The sequence below is a fragment of the Streptomyces sp. NPDC032745 genome (assembly GCF_055579465.1).
Genome location: NZ_JBVING010000005.1, coordinates 545,670 through 562,030 on the forward strand (window position 1 = coordinate 545,670; position 16,361 = coordinate 562,030).

At 71.0% G+C, this 16,361-nt stretch carries 15 protein-coding genes; 4 read left to right on the forward strand and 11 right to left on the reverse strand.

The features are described from left to right. Window positions 1-213: 213 nt before the first annotated feature. Both ACZ5WG_RS16750 and ACZ5WG_RS16755 read left to right on the forward strand, forming a co-directional pair. A complete protein-coding gene (locus tag ACZ5WG_RS16750; protein WP_468723811.1) occupies window positions 214-4,119 on the forward strand; it encodes a Pls/PosA family non-ribosomal peptide synthetase in 3,906 nt (1,301 codons plus the stop codon). A 35-nt stretch (window positions 4,120-4,154) separates the two neighbouring features. Beyond that, on the forward strand, window positions 4,155-5,561 hold the full coding sequence (locus ACZ5WG_RS16755; RefSeq protein WP_468723813.1) for a M1 family metallopeptidase: 1,407 nt from the start codon (window positions 4,155-4,157) through the stop codon (window positions 5,559-5,561). A 61-nt stretch (window positions 5,562-5,622) separates the two neighbouring features. Here ACZ5WG_RS16755 and ACZ5WG_RS16760 read toward each other — a convergent pair whose 3' ends face one another. The 9 genes from ACZ5WG_RS16760 to ACZ5WG_RS16800 all read right to left on the reverse strand — a co-directional run bounded on the left by ACZ5WG_RS16760 (window position 5,623) and on the right by ACZ5WG_RS16800 (window position 12,901). Then, a complete protein-coding gene (locus ACZ5WG_RS16760) occupies window positions 5,623-6,090 on the reverse strand; it encodes a VOC family protein (protein WP_468723814.1) in 468 nt (155 codons plus the stop codon). Window positions 6,091-6,112: 22 nt separating this feature from the next. Then, on the reverse strand, window positions 6,113-7,177 hold the full coding sequence (locus ACZ5WG_RS16765) for a pyridoxal phosphate-dependent aminotransferase (RefSeq protein WP_468723815.1): 1,065 nt from the start codon (window positions 7,175-7,177) through the stop codon (window positions 6,113-6,115). Next, window positions 7,174-7,554: a cupin domain-containing protein gene (locus ACZ5WG_RS16770; RefSeq protein WP_266661278.1), complete on the reverse strand. Its 381-nt coding sequence runs from the start codon at window positions 7,552-7,554 to the stop codon at window positions 7,174-7,176. The genes ACZ5WG_RS16765 and ACZ5WG_RS16770 overlap by 4 nt, the downstream gene beginning before the upstream one ends. Continuing rightward, window positions 7,551-8,588 (reverse strand): class I SAM-dependent methyltransferase, encoded by a 1,038-nt coding sequence (locus tag ACZ5WG_RS16775; RefSeq protein WP_468723817.1) that lies wholly within the window; start codon window positions 8,586-8,588, stop codon window positions 7,551-7,553. The genes ACZ5WG_RS16770 and ACZ5WG_RS16775 overlap by 4 nt, the downstream gene beginning before the upstream one ends. 67 nt (window positions 8,589-8,655) lie before the next feature. After that, window positions 8,656-9,783: an NAD(P)/FAD-dependent oxidoreductase gene (locus ACZ5WG_RS16780; RefSeq protein WP_468723819.1), complete on the reverse strand. Its 1,128-nt coding sequence runs from the start codon at window positions 9,781-9,783 to the stop codon at window positions 8,656-8,658. Then, window positions 9,776-10,741, reverse strand: a complete 966-nt coding sequence (locus ACZ5WG_RS16785; protein WP_468723821.1) for a cucumopine synthase-related protein — start codon at window positions 10,739-10,741, stop codon at window positions 9,776-9,778. The genes ACZ5WG_RS16780 and ACZ5WG_RS16785 overlap by 8 nt, the downstream gene beginning before the upstream one ends. A 299-nt stretch (window positions 10,742-11,040) precedes the next feature. After that, on the reverse strand, window positions 11,041-12,144 hold the full coding sequence (locus ACZ5WG_RS16790) for an NAD(P)/FAD-dependent oxidoreductase (RefSeq protein WP_468723823.1): 1,104 nt from the start codon (window positions 12,142-12,144) through the stop codon (window positions 11,041-11,043). 245 nt (window positions 12,145-12,389) lie between these two features. Beyond that, window positions 12,390-12,734, reverse strand: coding sequence for a VOC family protein (locus tag ACZ5WG_RS16795; RefSeq protein ID WP_266635549.1), 345 nt, complete (start codon window positions 12,732-12,734; stop codon window positions 12,390-12,392). After that, on the reverse strand, window positions 12,731-12,901 hold the full coding sequence (locus ACZ5WG_RS16800; protein ID WP_030301855.1) for a ribbon-helix-helix domain-containing protein: 171 nt from the start codon (window positions 12,899-12,901) through the stop codon (window positions 12,731-12,733). The genes ACZ5WG_RS16795 and ACZ5WG_RS16800 overlap by 4 nt, the downstream gene beginning before the upstream one ends. Window positions 12,902-12,980: 79 nt before the next feature. On the opposite strand from ACZ5WG_RS16800, the gene ACZ5WG_RS16805 reads away from it, so the two are divergent. Then, on the forward strand, window positions 12,981-14,552 hold the full coding sequence (locus ACZ5WG_RS16805) for an MFS transporter (RefSeq protein ID WP_468723825.1): 1,572 nt from the start codon (window positions 12,981-12,983) through the stop codon (window positions 14,550-14,552). Window positions 14,553-14,679: 127 nt separating this feature from the next. Here ACZ5WG_RS16805 and ACZ5WG_RS16810 read toward each other — a convergent pair whose 3' ends face one another. Beyond that, window positions 14,680-14,844, reverse strand: coding sequence for a hypothetical protein (locus ACZ5WG_RS16810; protein ID WP_468723826.1), 165 nt, complete (start codon window positions 14,842-14,844; stop codon window positions 14,680-14,682). A gap of 47 nt (window positions 14,845-14,891) precedes the next feature. Here ACZ5WG_RS16810 and ACZ5WG_RS16815 point away from each other — a divergent pair, with 47 nt between their 5' ends. Beyond that, complete coding sequence (locus tag ACZ5WG_RS16815) at window positions 14,892-15,902, forward strand: amidohydrolase family protein (RefSeq protein WP_468723828.1); 1,011 nt, start codon at window positions 14,892-14,894, stop codon at window positions 15,900-15,902. Here ACZ5WG_RS16815 and ACZ5WG_RS16820 read toward each other — a convergent pair. Next, a complete protein-coding gene (locus ACZ5WG_RS16820; protein ID WP_468723829.1) occupies window positions 15,851-16,327 on the reverse strand; it encodes a hypothetical protein in 477 nt (158 codons plus the stop codon). The two genes, ACZ5WG_RS16815 and ACZ5WG_RS16820, sit on opposite strands and share 52 nt — an antisense overlap. Between the last annotated feature and the right edge of the window lie 34 nt (window positions 16,328-16,361).

Consider the following 16,361-nt stretch of genomic DNA (forward strand, 5'->3'; position numbering starts at 1 on the left):
ACCCCGCACCGGGGTCGGCCAGTCACTCGGCGCATCCGTCACGGGCGCCACCGCCATACCGTCCCTTCTCCGCCACGAGCAAGCCTTCAGCGGGAAAATCCTTGATGACGCACTAGACTGGCCGGTTGTTTGGCGCTGGACCGGAACAACCCGGGCAAACCTGGGCTCCGCCGGCGACCCGGACCTTCTTCCGGGACCGAGACGCGAGGGCCGATGGCAGCCACACCTGAGCGCGGTGAAATGACCCTGCTCGACGACGGGGACCTGCACGACGAGTCCGGCAAATCCGCCCGGTTCCGCGCCGGACCCGCCGCCCCGGCGCGCACCCTCGTGGACGTCTTCGAGGCCTCCGTACGGGCCTTCCCGGACGAGCTCGCCCTGGACGACGGCACCGCCCGGCTGACCTACCGGGCGCTGGCCGTCGAGGTCGAACGCCGCAGGCGCGCCCTCGAGGCCGCCGGGGTGGGCCTCGGCGACCGGGTCGGCGTACGCGTGCCGTCCGGGACCAACGAGCTGTACTCGGCCATCCTCGCCGTGCTCGCCGCCGGCGCCGCCTACGTGCCCGTCGATGCCGAGGATCCGGACGAGCGGGCCGAGCTGGTCTTCGGCGAGGCCGGGGTGCGGGCGGTGCTCGGCGCCGGAGGGCGCATCGACGCCACCGGCCTCGCGGACGCTGCCGTGTCCGCCGCGCGGCCCGGCCCCGAGCACGACGCGTGGATCATCTTCACCTCCGGTTCCACCGGCAAGCCCAAGGGCGTCGCGGTCAGCCACCGCAGCGCCGCCGCGTTCGTGGACGCCGAGGCCGCACTGTTCCTCACCGAGGAGCCGATCGGCCCCGGCGACCGGGTCATGGCCGGCCTGTCCGTCGCCTTCGACGCCTCCTGCGAGGAGATGTGGCTGGCCTGGCGCTACGGCGCCTGCCTCGTGCCCGTCCCGCGCTCCCAGGTGCGCAGCGGCGCCGACCTCGGCCCCTGGCTGGTGGAGCAGGAGATCACCGTGGTCTCCACCGTGCCGACCCTGGCCGCGCTCTGGGAGCCCGAGACCCTCGACGAGGTCCGGCTGCTGATCTTCGGCGGCGAGGCCTGCCCGCCCGAGCTGACCCAGCGCCTGGTCACCGAGGGCCGCGAGGTCTGGAACACGTACGGCCCCACCGAGGCCACCGTCGTCGCCTGCGCCTCGCTCCTGACCGGGGAGGAGCCGATCCGGATCGGCCTCCCGCTGAACGGCTGGGAACTGGCCGTGGTCGACGAGTCCGGCGAGCCGGTGCCGATGGGCGGCAGCGGCCAGCTCGTGATCGGCGGCGTCGGCCTGGCCCGCTACCTCGACCCCGAGAAGGACGCCGAGAAGTACGCCCCCCTGGAGTCCCTCGGCTGGGAGCGCGCCTACCGCAGCGGCGACCTGGTGCGTGCGGAACCCGAGGGCCTGGTCTTCCTCGGCCGCAGCGACGAGCAGATCAAGCTCGGCGGCCGCCGGATCGAGCTGGGGGAGGTGGACGCCGCGCTCCAGGCCCTGCCGGGCGTCGCGGGCGCCGCCGCGGCCGTCCGTACGGCGCGCAGCGGCAACCAGCTGCTCGTCGGCTACCTGGTCGCCCAAGAGGGCTGGGACCACGCGGCGGCCGTCGAGCGGCTGCGCGCCGAGTTGCCCGCGGCCCTCGTACCCCTGCTCGCGCCGGTCGACGAGCTGCCCACCCGCACCTCCGGCAAGGTGGACCGCGACGCGCTGCCCTGGCCGCTGCCCGAGCTGGAGACCACGGGCCCGGCAGAGCAGCTGTACGGCACCGAGGCCTGGCTCGCCGAGCAGTGGAGCGAGACCCTCGGGGTGGCCGTCGCCGGCCCCGCCGACGACTTCTTCGCGATCGGCGGCAGCAGCCTCGCCGCCGCGCAGCTCACCACCCGGCTGCGCACCCGCTACCCGCGGGCGGCCGTCCTCGACATCTACCAGCAGCCCACCCTGCGCAAGCTGGCCCGACGGCTGGAGAAGTCCGTACGGGACGACGACGCCGCCCGGACCGTCGCGCCCGTTCCGCTGCGGGCCAAGGTGGTGCAGTCGCTCCTGCTGCTGCCCCTGTTCACTCTGGTCGGTCTGCGCTGGACGGTGGCGCTGCTGGCCCTGGGCAACGCACTGCACTGGTTCGGCGCGTATCCGTGGGCACCGACCGCCTCGTGGTGGTTCGTCCTCCCCGGTGCGGCGCTGCTCTTCAGCCCGCCGGGCCGGCTCGCCATCGCGGCCGGCGGTGCGAGGCTGCTGCTGCGCGGGGTGAAGGCGGGGCGCTACCCGCGCGGCGGAAGCGTGCACCTGAGGCTGTGGACGGCGGAGCGGCTGGCCGAGTACGTGGGCGCGACGGCGCTCACCGGCTCCTGGCTGGAGCGGTACGCGCGGGCGCTCGGCGCCAAGGTGGGCCCCGAGGTGGACCTGCACTCGCTGCCGCCGGTGACGGGCATGCTCAAGCTCGGCCGCGGCTGCGCCGTGGAGTCCGAGGTGGACCTCTGCGGGCACTGGCTGGACGGGGACCGGCTCGAGATCGGCCCGGTCAAGGTCGGCGCGGGCGCGGTGGTCGGCACCCGCAGCATGCTGTTCCCCGGTGCGCGGGTCGGCAAGCGGGCCGAGGTGGCCCCCGGCTCCGCCGTGGTCGGGCAGATTCCGACCGGGCAGCGCTGGGCCGGCGCGCCCGCCGTGAAGCTCGGCAGGGCCAAGCGGAACTGGCCCAGGGAGCGTCCGCCGCGCGGGCTCCCCTGGCGGGCCGCGTACGGGGCTGCGGGCTTCGGCCTCACGGCCCTGCCCGTGCTCGCCACCCTGCCCGCGCTGCTCGTGGTGAGCCGGTTCGTGCCCGCCGGTGCCGGGCTGGTGGAGGCACTGCGCGGAGCCCTGCTCGCCGTGGTGCCCGGGGCGCTCGCGTACGGGTTCACGTACGCGCTGCTCCTGCTGGTCTCCGTACGTCTGCTCAGCCTCGGGCTGCGCACCGGTACCCATCCGACGCACAGCCGGGTCGGCTGGCAGGCCTGGACCGTCACCCAGCTGATGGACCTGTCCCGGGAGACGCTCTTCCCCCTGTACGCCGGGCTGATCACACCGGTGTGGCTGCGGCTGCTCGGCATGAAGATCGGCCGGGGCGCGGAGGTGTCCACCGTGCTCGCGCTGCCTAGCCTCACCACCGTCGGCGAAGGCGCGTTCCTCGCCGACGACACCCTGACCGCGCCCTACGAGCTGGGCGGCGGCTGGATGCGGATCGGCCACTCCGAGATCGGCCGCCGGGCGTTCCTCGGCAACTCCGGCATGACCGCGCCGGGCCGCACCGTGCCGGACGACGGGCTGGTCGGCGTGCTGTCGGCGACCCCGAAGAAGGCCAAGAAGGGCAGTTCGTACCTGGGCCTGCCGCCGGTCCGGCTGCCGCGGTCCGCCGCCGACGCCGACCACAGCCGGACGTACGACCCGCCCGCGCGGCTGCTGTGGGCGCGCGGGCTGGTGGAGCTGTGCCGGCTCGTCCCGGTGTTCTGCTCGGCCGCGCTGGCCGTCCTGACCGTGGCGGCGCTCTGCGCCCTGAGCACGGCGAACAGGCTCGGCACCTGGGAGGCCGCGCTGCTGTCCGGAGCGGTCCTGCTGACCGCCGGTCTGGCCGCGGGCGCGGTCTCCGTGGCCGCGAAGTGGCTGCTCGTGGGCCGGCACCGGGCGGGCGAGCACCCGCTGTGGAGCAGTTTCGTGTGGCGCAACGAGCTGGCCGACACCTTCGTCGAGGTGCTGGCCGTGCCGTGGCTGGCCGGACCGGTGCCCGGTACGCCGCTGCTGAACCTGTGGCTGCGCGGGCTCGGGGCGCGGATCGGCCGGGGCGTGTGGTGCGAGAGCTACTGGCTGCCCGAGTCGGACCTGGTGGTGCTGGGCGATGCGGTCAGCGTGAACCGCGGGTGCGTGTTGCAGACACACCTCTTCCACGACCGGATCTTGAGGACGGATACTGTGGTCCTCCGTGAGGGCGCCACCCTGGGACCGGGCGGAATCGTCCTGCCCGGGAGTACGGTCGGTGCCCACAGCACACTGGGTCCCGCCTCCCTCGTGATGGCCGGGGAATCCGTCCCCGCCGACACCCGTTGGCTGGGCAACCCGATCGAAGCATGGCGGACCTGACAGGGCCCGGGCACAGCGCAGGGAGCGGAAGCGGCATGAACGGCCAGAAGACAGCGGTATCGGACCCGTACTTTCCGGCCAACGGCGATCCCCGTTACCGCGTGCACCGGTACGAACTCGCTCTGGAATACCGGCCCGGCCCCAACCGGCTGGCCGGGACGGCCCGGGTCAGCGCGATCGCCGGGCGGGCGCCGCTCACCGAGTTCCACCTGAACCTGGCCGAGTTCAAAATAGGCCGGGTCCTGGTGAACGGCCGGGCGCCGCACTACACCCACCGGGGCGGAAAGCTCCGCATCCGGCCGGCCAAGCCGCTGCCCGCCGGCGCCGCCTTCACGGTGGAGGTGCACTGGGCGGGCAACCCGAAGCCGGTCCGCAGCCCCTGGGGCGGCCTCGGCTGGGAGGAGCTGAGCGACGGCGCGCTGGTGGCCAGCCAGCCGGTCGGCGCGCCCTCCTGGTACCCGTGCAACGACCGGCCCGCCGACAAGGCCTCGTACCAGATCTCGATCAACACCCCGTCCGCCTACACGGTGGTGGCCGGCGGCCGGCTGCTCACCAGGACGACCAGGGCCAGCACGACCACATGGGTGTACGAGCAGTCCGCGCCGACCTCCAGCTATCTGGTCGGGCTGTCCATCGGCGTGTACCAGACGGTGCTGCTCGGCGATCCCGGGCTCGGCGGCGTCCCGCAGAGCGCCCACGTACCGGCGCACCTGCTGCCGCAGTTCTCCCGCGACTTCGCCCGGCAGCCCGCCATGATGCAGCTGTTCGAGGAGCTGTTCGGGCCCTACCCCTTCGGCGAGTACGCGGTGGTCGTCGCCGACGAGGAACTCGACGTGCCGGTGGAGGCCCAGGGGCTCTCCCTGTTCGGCGCCAACCACGTGGACGGCGGGCGCGGTTCGGAGCGCCTCATCGCCCACGAGCTCGCGCACCAGTGGTTCGGCAACAGCGTGACCATCGCCGACTGGCGGCACATCTGGCTGAACGAGGGTTTCGCGAAGTACGCCGAGTGGCTCTGGTCGGAGCGTTCCGGTGGCCGCACCGCGCATGCGCTGGCGGCCGCGGCGCACCGGCTGCTGGCCTCGCAGCCGCAGGACCTGCGGCTGGTCGACCCGGGCCGCAAGCTGATGTTCGACGACCGCCTGTACCAGCGCGGGGGTCTGGTCGTGCACGCGATCCGCTGCGCCCTGGGTGACGGCGCGTTCTTCCGCATGCTGCGCGACTGGGCGACCGTGCACCGCCACGGTGTGGTGACCACCGCGGGCTTCACGCAGCACGTGGCCCGCTATACGGGCGAGTCGCTGGACGACCTGTTCTCGGCCTGGCTGTACGAGCCGGCCCTCCCGCCGCTGCCCTCGCCGCCCGCGCGGCTGGCGACACCGGCGAAGCCCGCGTACCCGCCCACGAACGGCGAGCCCGCGCGCCGCGGCCGGACCTCCGCCTGACGCGGGTCCGGCCCTGCGCCCCCCGGTGGGGCGCAGGGCCGGCTCGCCCCGTCGCTGCCGGTCAGCCGGCTGCCTTGCGCATGTGCGCCGCGGCACGCTGCTCGAACTCGTCCGGGGACACGTCCTCGATGTGGGTGGCTATCGTCCACCGGTGGCCGAACGGGTCGATGACCTGGCCCGCCCGGTCGCCGAAGAAGTGGTCCTGGACTTCTCGCTGCTGCTTCGCCCCGGCCCGCAGGGCACGGGCGAAGGTGGCGTCGACGTCCTCGACGAACAGGTACAGCGTGACCGGTGTACCGCCGACGGAGTGGGGGCCGAGCAGGCCGGCTTCCCGCAGCTCGTCGGACAGCATCACGATCGTGCCGCCGATCTGGATCTGTGCGTGCATGATCTTGCCGTTGGGGGCGGTGGAGCGGGCCAGTTCCTTCGCACCGAAGGCCTCGGTGTAGAAGGCGATCGCCTCGCTCGCGCCGTCGACGGACAGATAGGCCGTCAGCTCCGCGTACCCGTCCGGGATTGCTTTGACCATTCCTGACCTCCGTGATCTTCGATTACTTGCCGGCGGTGATCTTGTCGAGTGCGTCGAGGAAGCTGCGCAGCTCCTCCTCCGTGCCGAGCGATACGCGCAGGTGGCCGGGGAAGCCGAACAGGCCGGTGTCCCGTACGAGAATCCCGTACTCCTTGGCGAGGGCGTCCTGTGCCTCCCGCGAGGCGTCGACCCGGACGGCGACGAAGTTCGTCACCGACGGGAGGTACCGGTACCCGCGCCGCTCCAGCTCAGCGGTGAACCACTCACGCCGCTGCGCGGTGCCCTCGCGGATCTCGCCGAGGAACTGCTGGTCGGCGAGCGCGGCCAGTGCTCCGGCCTGTGCGACCCGGTTGACGCTGAACGGAAGGACGTTCAGCGTCCGGCGGACTTCGGCGATGAGATCGGCTCGGCCGACGGCATAGCCGATCCGCAGGGCCGCCAGGCCGTACGCCTTGGAGAAGGTGCGCAGCGCCACCACCGGGGCGCCCCGCTCGAGGAAGTCCCTCGTCTGCGGCAGGCCCGGGTCGCTGAACTCCTGGTACGCCTCGTCGAAGACCAGCGGCACCCCGCTGGCCTGCGCCGCGTCGATCAGAGTGGCGTACGCCTCCTCCGGAAGTGCGGTTCCGGACGGGTTGTGCGGATTGCACACGTATCCGATGCCGTGCTCCGGTAGTGCGTTCGCGAACTCCTTGACGTCGAGGGCGCCGTCCCGCAGGGGGAGGGCCACGGCCCCGCGGCCGATGCGTTCCAGGGATTCCGGGTAGCCGGGGAACGTACCGGCGGCGACCAGTCCGGGCCGCGAGAGGTCACCGAGCGTCAACGCGGTCGCCAGCACCAGCTCGTCGCTGCCGTTGGCGACGGCGATCTGGTCCTCGGACACGCCCCAGTGGACGGCGAGGGCCTTGACGAGGCCCTCCCTCTGCGGCGCGGGATAGCGGTTGACCCGTTCCAGTGCTCCGGCCGCCGCGGCGACGGCCGCCGGACTCGCCCCGTAGGGGCTCTCGCTCAGGTGCAACCGCACCATCGTGTCCGCATCCGGCACGCTGGTGTTGTAGACCTTCGGCTCCGGCCGGGCGGGCGCACTCACAGCTGGGATCCCAACAGGATCCCGAAGCAGTAGCTCCCCACCGCTGCCTCCTTGGTGACGAAGCAGTGCTCGCTGCCCGCCGGTATGCGCATCACCGCCGGCGAGGTCAGTTCGTGAAGGACCCCGTCGAGGTGGACCTCGATGCGCGCCTGCCCGGGAAGCGGCGAGACGAGGAAGTAGATCTCGTCGACCTCGTGGGTGTGCGGTGCGGCCACCGGCTTGTCCACGAGCGTGCTGAGCTCACCGCCCGCGATCTGCACCGGCATCCCGCCGAACATGTCCGCCGTGAGGTAGAACGGCGCGGGCTGGTGGTGCCCCGCCACCGCGAGCGGGATGGGAAGGTCGGAGACGATTTCGGGGGTGGCCGTGCGGCTCACGCTGCCTCCAGCACGAAGAGGTAGGTGTGCGGCGCGCCGAAGGGCACCGCGCGTCGGAGGTGCATGCCTCCCTTGTCGAAGAGTTCCTCGTACTGCTCACGCGTGTAGATGGGGACGCCCATCAGGGCGTGGGCCAGTTCGAATCCGCTGGAGAACACGGGCAGGGTGCTCTCGCCGCCCCGCGGGCGCACCGTGGTGTCGCCCAGCAGGAACGTGTTGGCCTTGGGGAAGGCCGCACGCAGCCGGGGGATCACCTCGTCGCGGCGGGTCGGGTCGACCAGCAGGTCGTGCAGGAACATGAAGCTCATCACGACGTCGGCTTCGTCGGCGCCGTCGATCCGCTGCCCGTTGAACAGGATGTCGAGTACGTCCGCGCACACGGGCTCGACGGTGCCCTTGAGGCCGTACCGGTCGACGGTGTCGGCCCCGAGCTCGGTGGCGGACTTGCTGATGTCGATACCGAGCCCCCGGCTTCCGGGGCGGGCCTGGACCAGCCGGGAGACCCGCTCACTGACGCCGGCGCCGAGGTCGACGAGCGTCGTGAAGTCAAGCCGGGAGATCTCCTCGTCCAGGATGTGCCGCATGAGGGCGGTGTCCGCCTGCGCCGAGCCGAGGGCCACCATCCCCTCGTCGCGGTGGAGGTCGACGCCGAAGCGGCGCTCCCCGCGGGCGACGGAGGCGGCGTTCGCGAAGACGTCGTGGTACCCGCCGACGCCCCAGGTGAAGAAGCCCAGCTTCTGGCGGGCCTCCTCACCGGTCCGGGTCGCCCGGACGCGGTCGCCGTGCGCCTCCAGGTACCCGAAGGACTCCGCGGCGCGGATCAGGGATCGGAAGACGGCCTCGTCCAGGCCGTTCTCCCGGCAGAACGGGGCCACTTCGGCGGAGCCGTCGTCCTGCAGTGTGCGGAACAGACCGAGGCGCTCCAGTGCGTGCAGCACGTGCGCGCAGATGAAGCCGTTGAAAGCGGTGTCGGGGTTCAGTGGCGTCGGCGCCTCGCCGAGCCATTGTGCGGTCGATGTTTCTACCGGCGGCATCGTCTACACCTCTCGGAAATGCGGCGGGCGGGCCGTGGGGACACCGCCCGCCGCGAGACTGACCTGGTCAGAAGGCCTCGAGCCGGGCCAGGTTGACGCCCAGCGAGTACGGGGTGAGGTCGACGTTCGGGTTGTGGCCGAGGTAGAGGTCACGGATGATCTGGCCGGCGAGGGGTGCCTGTGCCAGTCCGTGGCCGGTGAAGCCGGCGGCGAAGAAGATCCGCTCGTGCTTGCCGGTGCCCTTGCCGATGATGGCCGACTTCGTCGGCGTGACGTCCAGGCTTCCGGTCCACGCGCTGTAGAGCTTGACGCCCTCGAGCTCCGGGTACCACTTCGGCAGCTCGTCGACGGCCGCCTGGTACCAGATGTCCCGCAGCCCGTCCTGCTTGGATATGCGCTCCAGGCCGACGAGGAAGGCCTTGCCCATGCCCATCGTCTTCAGCCCGGACACGGGGTGGAAGGTGAACGGCAGGTTGTGCACGTCACGGTCGGTGCGGATCGCGTCGGAGTGCAGCAGCTCGGCGAACTGCCCCCACACCGGCAGGTCCAGGCCGGCCAGCTTGGCGACGTCGCCGCTCAGCGGTCCGGCCGCGATGACGATCGACTGGGCGGTGAAGTCGCCCGCCGTCGTGCTGACCACGCCGCTGTCGCTGTCCAGCCCGGTCACGGCAACGTTGGAGAAGAGTCGTGCGCCGTGCTGCTTCGCGCCCTCGACGTAGCCCTGGACGATCGCCTCCGGCTTGATGCGGTAGGTGGCCGGGTTCCAGACCGCGGCCTCGATCGTGTCGGGGTCCAGCCAGGGGTTGAGCTCGACCGCCCGCGCGGCGGTGACCATTTCGACGGCCGCTCCGGCCTCGCGGTGGTCGGCCAGGTCCGCTTCCAGCTCGGCCACCTGCTGCGGGCTGGTCAGGATCGTCAGCAGGCCCAGGTCCTGCAGCCCGAGGTCGACGCCCATGGTCTCGGAGAACTGCTTGAATTCGGCGAGGCTGCGCGTCGCCAGCTCGGAGTCGTGCGGCTTGCGGGGGAAATAGGTACGGAATGCGCGCGCCGTCTGGGACGTGGTCGCGGCGCCGAACTGGTTCTTTTCCAGGAGGACTACGTCGATGCCCGCCTTGGCCGCGTGGTAGGCGATTGAAGTGCCGATCACCCCTCCGCCGATGACCAGCATTTCCGCCGTGTTCTTCTGCTCAGACATTCGTGCTCCTCGCAACGTTCGGACGGTAGGTCCACTCGTCTCCCGTGAGGTCCCACGGGAACAGCTGCAGATTCCACGCACCGAGTGCATTGACGTACGTCGCCATCTGCGCCATCAGGGCGACGAATTCTTCACGGGTGGTGATGACGTCGAGTGCGGCGACCACCTCCTTGGTGATGTCCCAGAGGGTGTTCATTCCGCAGTAGCCCAGGAATTCGGTGGGCTTCACCAGCAGGATCTTGGCGAGCTCGATCAGCGACGGGAACGGCATGTCGATCTTCCGGCCGGCCCGCACGAGGGTGGTGTAGTTCACGTAGCCGAGCGGCCGCGTCTCGCCGTTCACGGCGACGAGGGTCGTCAGGACCGAGTTCTTCGTCCCGGCGCCGGAGGTGCCCCGGGACTTGCCCTCGTGGATGTCCACCAGTTCGTCGGTCGGGTCGACCAGCACCCGCTCGGTCTCCGCGGCGATCTTCTCGATCAGCTCGCGGACCAGCTCGGACTCGGCGGCGAGCCGCTGCACGCCCTGGCCGGCCGGCCCGTCCACCCGCCGCACGTGGGCGATCACGGGCACACCGTTGCCGTGGACGGATTCCCAGACCAGCTGACCGATCTTCGGCAGCAGGTCGACGTCCTCCGGCACGACGTGGCCGATCGGCGAGGTCGGCATCGGCTCGGTGAGCTCGCCGTACTTGATGGTCAGGTGCTGCACGGGGGAAAGGAACACCGTGCCGTTGGGCTGGATCTTGCGATTCACCTTGTAATCCGGAACCGCGTGCAGCAAGTCGTGCGCCGGCGGTACGTGGTACATGCAGTCGCCGGCCACGAGCGCATGCCCCTGAAGGGTCGTGTACGGCAATGCCGCCCACAACGGCTCCACAAGTTCTGCGTTGCGTCCCTCGAGGAGAGTGACGCGAACCTTGGCGCCGATCGGCTCCCAGGAGATCTCGATTTGCCGCATTGTGCTCCTACCTCTAATCGGGGTTGGAATACGAGCGACGGGCGCGATGCCGTCGTGATTTGAATATATGAACAACAGCATTCAGCCGGTCGACAGGGGCCGCTTGTTTGTCATATTGCCAATTGTCTGTCACTTCAGGCGACCCGCCGCATTCCAGGAATTTGGAATTCCGATTCCAGAAATGTAGAATTCCGCGGAGTCGCGCCGGAAAAACACATGGCCGCCGCACTGTGGACAGTGCGGCGGCCATGTGAGCAGACCCCGGCCGGCAACGGCGCAGGGGGTGGAGTCCGGGCGGGTTACGCCCCGTTGCGGGCGAGCGAGAACGGCGTGATGTCGACGCCGGGGTGCCGGCCGAGGTGCAGGTCCCGAATGATCTTGCCGGTGGCCGGTGCCTGGCCGAGTTCGTGGCCCGTGAAGCCGGTGGCGAAGAGGATCCGTTCGTGCCGGCCGCCCGCCCTGCCGATGAGGGCGCTCCTGGAGGGCGTGACGTCGAGGGTTCCGGTCCATGCGCTGTGCAGCGTGACGTCCCGCAGTCGCGGGTACCGCTGCGCCACCTCGTCCATGGCCGCCTCGTGCCAGATGTCCCGCATGCCCGGCTGCCGGGAGAAGCGCTCGAGGCCCACCAGGAAGGACGGCCCCATCCCCATCGTCTTCAGTCCGGCCGCGGGGTGGAAGGTGAACGGCGACGCGACGTCGCCGTCGCCGACCGGGTCGGTGTGGAACAGCTCGGCGAACTGGCCCCACACCGGGAGCTCGAGTCCGGCCAGCCCGGCGATGTCACCGCTGCCGTGCTCGTCCGCGAGGACGATCGCCTGTGCGGTGAAATCGCCCGCCGTGGTGGCGACGTGGCCGGTGGACGCGTCCAGCCCGGTCACGGTGGCGCCGGTGACCAGGCGCGCACCGTGCTTCTGTGCGCCCTCGGTGTAGCCCCGGAGCACCTCGTCCGCCCTGAGGCGGATCATCTGCGGGCACCAGACCGCCGCTTCGACGCCGGCCGGGTCCAGCCAGGGATTGCGCTCGACGGCCTGCGCCGCGGTCAGCAGCTCCAGTTGCACGCCGGCCTCGCGCTGGTCGGGCACCTCCGCCAGCAGCTCGGCCGCCTCGTCCGCGGTGGCCGCCACCACGAGCATCCCGGTCTCCGTCACCTCGAGATCGGCTCCCGTGGCGGCGCCGAACGAACGGAAATCGGCCAGGCTGCGCGCCACCAGTTCGGAGTCGTACACGCGCCCGGGAAAATAGGTGCGAAATGCGCCTGCGGTCTGCGTCGCGGTGGCACCGGGCTGATCCCGTCCCAGCACGACGACGTCAACGCCCGCTTCCGCGCAGTGGTAGGCAACGGACATCGCGATCACCCCGGTACCGATGACCAGCAATTCCGCCGTGTTCTTCTGCTCAGACATCCGCAATCTCCGTAACGTGGCCTGCCCGCGTCGGCCCGGAATTCGAACAGCCGGGTGTGCCGAGTGGTGGTGTGGCCGACGGAGTGCAGCATGGAAGCCGGTGCGGAGCCGTACGGGGAAAAATACCGCGGGTCTGTCAGGTCAACGGGCCGCCCCGCCCCCGAGTTGACGAATAGTCCGCCTCTTCGTCGGCTGCTGCGCCGAAGAGGCGGACCATGTGGCACATGAGGACAGCTGCCCCGCACCTACTTCTTGAGCGGCGCCTGGAGGCTCCAGACGCGCCCGTCGGGGTCGCGCACCTTCATCTCCTGCGTTCCGTAGTGGGTCTCCTCGAACGGCGCGACCACCTCGACGGACGGGTCGACCGCGAACTCGCCGGCGTCCCCCACCCGCAGCACGACCTGGAAGTCGGGCTTCTGGTCCTCGGGGATCTCGGCGAGCAGCAGGTAGGGGCCGTCCCCGTTGCGGAGCATCCCCGAGCCTTCCTCGGTCGCGAACTCGACGTTGTAGCCCAGCGACTGGAAGAACTTGGCCGCCTTGCCCCAGTTATGGGTCTCGAGGTACACGCCTTCGACACCTTCGGTGCTCATGCCTGCTTTCCTTTCCGCGGTTCCTGCTCGTGGACGGCGAGATACGTGCGCAACGCCTCGGCGACCAGGGCCGAGAGCGACGACTCGTTCTCGATTGCATGGTGCTTGATCTGCCGGATGAGTTCCACCGGCAAGTAGACGTTGAACTGCTTTACTTCTGCACGCATACTAGGATGCTAGCATCCGTGCGCTCGTTCAACTAGGGCTGATCGAACAAGAGTTACGAACCGAGGAGGGCTCTCAACAATGAAACGCCAATGGTGGACGCTGCTGGTGGTGTGCGCCGCCACGTTCATGCTGCTGCTGGACGTCACGATCGTGGCGGTCGCGCTCCCCGACATCCAGCACTCGCTGGACGCGAGCTTCAGCGGCCTGCAATGGACAACGGATGCCTACGCGTTAAGCCTGGCGGCGCTCCTGCTCACCTCGGGCTCCCTGGCCGACCTGTACGGCAGGCGGCGCCTGTTCGTCATCGGACTGGCGGTCTTCACCGCGGGATCGCTGCTGTGCGGCATCGCGCAGGACCAGCTGATGCTGATCCTGTCCCGCGCGGTGCAGGGAATCGGTGGCGCGATCCTGTTCGCCACCTCCCTGGCGCTGCTCGCCGGCACGTTCCAGGGCAGGGAGCGGGGCTCGGCCTTCGGCATCTGGGGTGCCGTCGCGGGTGTCGCCACCGCGCTCGGCCCGGTGCTCGGCGGTGTGATCACCAGCGGGATCAGCTGGCGCGGCATCTTCCTGGTGAACCTGCCGATCGGCATCGCCGCGATCTTCATCACCCTCCGCCTGGTGGACGAGTCCCGTCCGCCGCGCGCCTCCAAGATCGACTGGCTGGGCATCGTGCCGCTCACGGCGGGCCTGTTCAGCCTGGTGTACGCCCTGATCAGGGCGAGCGACACGGCATGGGGCGAGCAGGGCGTGCTGATCTGCTTCGGCCTGGCCGCGGTGTTCCTCGTGGCGTTCGCGGTGATCGAATCGCGCGTGTCCGAGCCGATGTTCGACCTGAAGCTGCTGCGCACCCCGACCTTCCTCGGCGGCTCGATCGCTGCCTTCGCGATGAACGCCTCACTGTTCGCGATGTTCATCTACCTCGTGCTGTACCTGCAGAACGACCTCGGCTACAGCGCGATGGGCACCGGCGCCCGGCTCCTGGTCAGCTCCGGCTGCACGCTCGTCGCCGCCATGGCGGCAGGCCGCCTGATGAGCAAGGTCCCGACCCGGTGGCTGATCGGCCCCGGGCTGGTCATCGTGGGGATCGGCCTCCTGCTCATGACGGGTGTGTCCGCCGGCTCCGACTGGACGCACCTCATCCCGGGGTTCATCGTCACGGGCATCGGGGCCGGCATGGTCAACCCGCCGCTGGCCTCGACCGCGATCGGTGTCGTCCCGGTGTGGCGCGCCGGAATGGCCTCCGGTGTGAACCAGACCTTCCGGCAGGTCGGCATCGCCGTCGGCATCGCCGTGTACGGCTCGCTCTTCACCTCCTCGCTCCACGAGGCGCTGCGGGACCGGCTCGACAGCATCCCCGCACTGCAGGGGCAGAGCGACCGGATCGCGGACTCCATCCGCATGGGCTCTCCCGGCCAGGCGATCGCCTCGGCCCCGGCGGAGTTGCGGGGACAGGTGGAGCAGGCGGTCCAGGCCGGCTTCGCGACGTCGATGAACGACCTGCTGGTCGTCAGCGGCATCGTGGCGCTGGTGGGCGGTGTCCTGGCGTTCGCCCTCATCCGCAGCAAGGACTTCGTCGCCCCCCAGGGCGGCCCCGGCCAGCCGGCCCGGCCGCCCCAGGCCCAGACCACGGAGGCCCCGCAACCGCGCTGACCACCCCGGCGCCCGTCAGCACCCGGCCCCGCACGCCGGCGCTGACGGGCCGCCGCACCCCGCGTCGGGCGAGGGCGGCCCGCCCGCACCTTCCCGGCCACGGCCGGCCAGCCCGCCAGGACCACGATCAGGGCCCCTCCTGACAGGGCGAGTTGGCGGGCGGCTCGTCGGCTCCGGAGGCGGCGGTCAGGTCGTCCAGGCCGGTGGGTTCGACCACGAACGAGCCCAGCACCCACACCGCGACGTTCGCGGCGACGGCCGCGGTCCGTGGGCCGGCACCCTGGCCCGGCACCCTGCCCCCGACTGGCCCGCACCGTGCGGGAGGCGTTCCATCGAAGGGTGAGCCCCCTGCGCATCGACGTGCACGCCCACCTGTGGACCGCGGAGTACCTCGACCGCCTCGAGCGGCTGGGGAAGGCCGATACGGGTACCCAGCGCGGGATCGGCGCCGACGCGACCGGGGCCGATCTCGACCACCGTTTCGCGCTGATGGACCGGGCGGGCATCGACCTGCAGGTGCTCTCCGTGGCACCGCAGTCCCGGCACCTGGCGAGGGAGTCCGACGCCGTGGCGGTCGCCCGTACGGCGAACGAGTCGTACGCGGAGCTGGTGGCCCGGTTCCCCGGGCGCTTCCGGGCCTTCGCCGCACTGCCCCTCCCCCACGTCGATGCGGCGTTGCGCGAGATCGCCCACGCCTTCGACGACCTCGGCGCGGTCGGGGTCGGCGTGACCACGACCGTGCTCGGCCACACCCTCGACGACCCGCTCTTCCGCCCCGTCTACGAGGAGCTCGACCGGCGCGGCGCCGTCCTGTGCATCCACCCGGCCGGGGAGGGAGCCGGCAGCCCGCTGATCACCGAGCACGGCATGACCTGGATGGTCGGGGCGCCGGTCGAGGACACGGTGGCCCTCATGCACCTCATCCTCGCGGGCATACCCGCACGCCATCCGGGAATGCGGATCCTGGGCTCACACCTGGGCGGGGCCCTGCCACTGCTGCCCCGCCGGCTCGACGACCATCTGGCGTTCGAATCCCCGGGGACGCCCGAACTCCCCTCGGTGGCCGTCGGCCGCCTCTGGTACGACACGGTCAGCCACGTGCACGCACCGGCGCTGGCGGCAGCGGCGGCGACCTTCGGGGCGGACCGCCTCGTCCTCGGTACGGATTTCCCGTACGAGGACGGGGAGGTCTTCCTACGGGCCGTGGACTACATCGCCGACGCCGGGCTCACCCGGGAGGAGGCCACGATGGTCCTCGACACCAATGCGGCCGGCCTGCTCGGCCTGTCGGGCACTCCTCAGACCGGGCAGGGCCGGTACTCGAGGCTGAGTTCGCGGTCGACGGCGTAACTGGTCCGCATCGAGGCGTCGATGACCTGCTGCCAGGATCCGTACTTGGCGTAGAGCTGGTCCGCGGTGGGGCCGAGCGGGTTGCCGTACTTGGCGATGTTCCGCTCCTCCAGGATGCGGACCTCCTCCGGGGTCATGCCGGCCCGGGTGATCGCCTTGGCCTGGTTGCGCATGTCGACCAGCTCCCGGGCGATCTCCTCGTCGGTGGCCCCGGTCGCCCGCATGTCGGCCTCCGTGCGGTGCATGTCCTCGAGGAGCTCGTGGTAGCTCATCCGGGTCCGCTGGGCCTCGACCTTCTCGTCCATCGGCAGGACGCGGATGCGGCACACGACGGGGTCGGTGCTGGGGCACGGATCGTCGGCGGGGACGGGGCGGGCGAGCGGCGCGGTGATGATCGAACCGCACGCTTCGGCCGCGCCGGCCACCGACGAGGAGCGGTTGCCGACTGGTCCGGAGCCG

Coding starts and splice junctions, on each gene's coding strand:
- ACZ5WG_RS16775 (WP_468723817.1), bottom strand. CDS start 8,588: ATGCCGCCGGTAGAAACATCGACCGCACAATGGCTCGGCGAGGCGCCG.
- ACZ5WG_RS16780 (WP_468723819.1), bottom strand. CDS start 9,783: ATGTCTGAGCAGAAGAACACGGCGGAAATGCTGGTCATCGGCGGAGGG.
- ACZ5WG_RS16800 (WP_030301855.1), bottom strand. CDS start 12,901: ATGCGTGCAGAAGTAAAGCAGTTCAACGTCTACTTGCCGGTGGAACTC.
- ACZ5WG_RS16805 (WP_468723825.1), top strand. CDS start 12,981: ATGAAACGCCAATGGTGGACGCTGCTGGTGGTGTGCGCCGCCACGTTC.
- ACZ5WG_RS16750 (WP_468723811.1), top strand. CDS start 214: ATGGCAGCCACACCTGAGCGCGGTGAAATGACCCTGCTCGACGACGGG.
- ACZ5WG_RS16795 (WP_266635549.1), bottom strand. CDS start 12,734: ATGAGCACCGAAGGTGTCGAAGGCGTGTACCTCGAGACCCATAACTGG.
- ACZ5WG_RS16755 (WP_468723813.1), top strand. CDS start 4,155: ATGAACGGCCAGAAGACAGCGGTATCGGACCCGTACTTTCCGGCCAAC.
- ACZ5WG_RS16785 (WP_468723821.1), bottom strand. CDS start 10,741: ATGCGGCAAATCGAGATCTCCTGGGAGCCGATCGGCGCCAAGGTTCGC.
- ACZ5WG_RS16760 (WP_468723814.1), bottom strand. CDS start 6,090: ATGGTCAAAGCAATCCCGGACGGGTACGCGGAGCTGACGGCCTATCTG.
- ACZ5WG_RS16790 (WP_468723823.1), bottom strand. CDS start 12,144: ATGTCTGAGCAGAAGAACACGGCGGAATTGCTGGTCATCGGTACCGGG.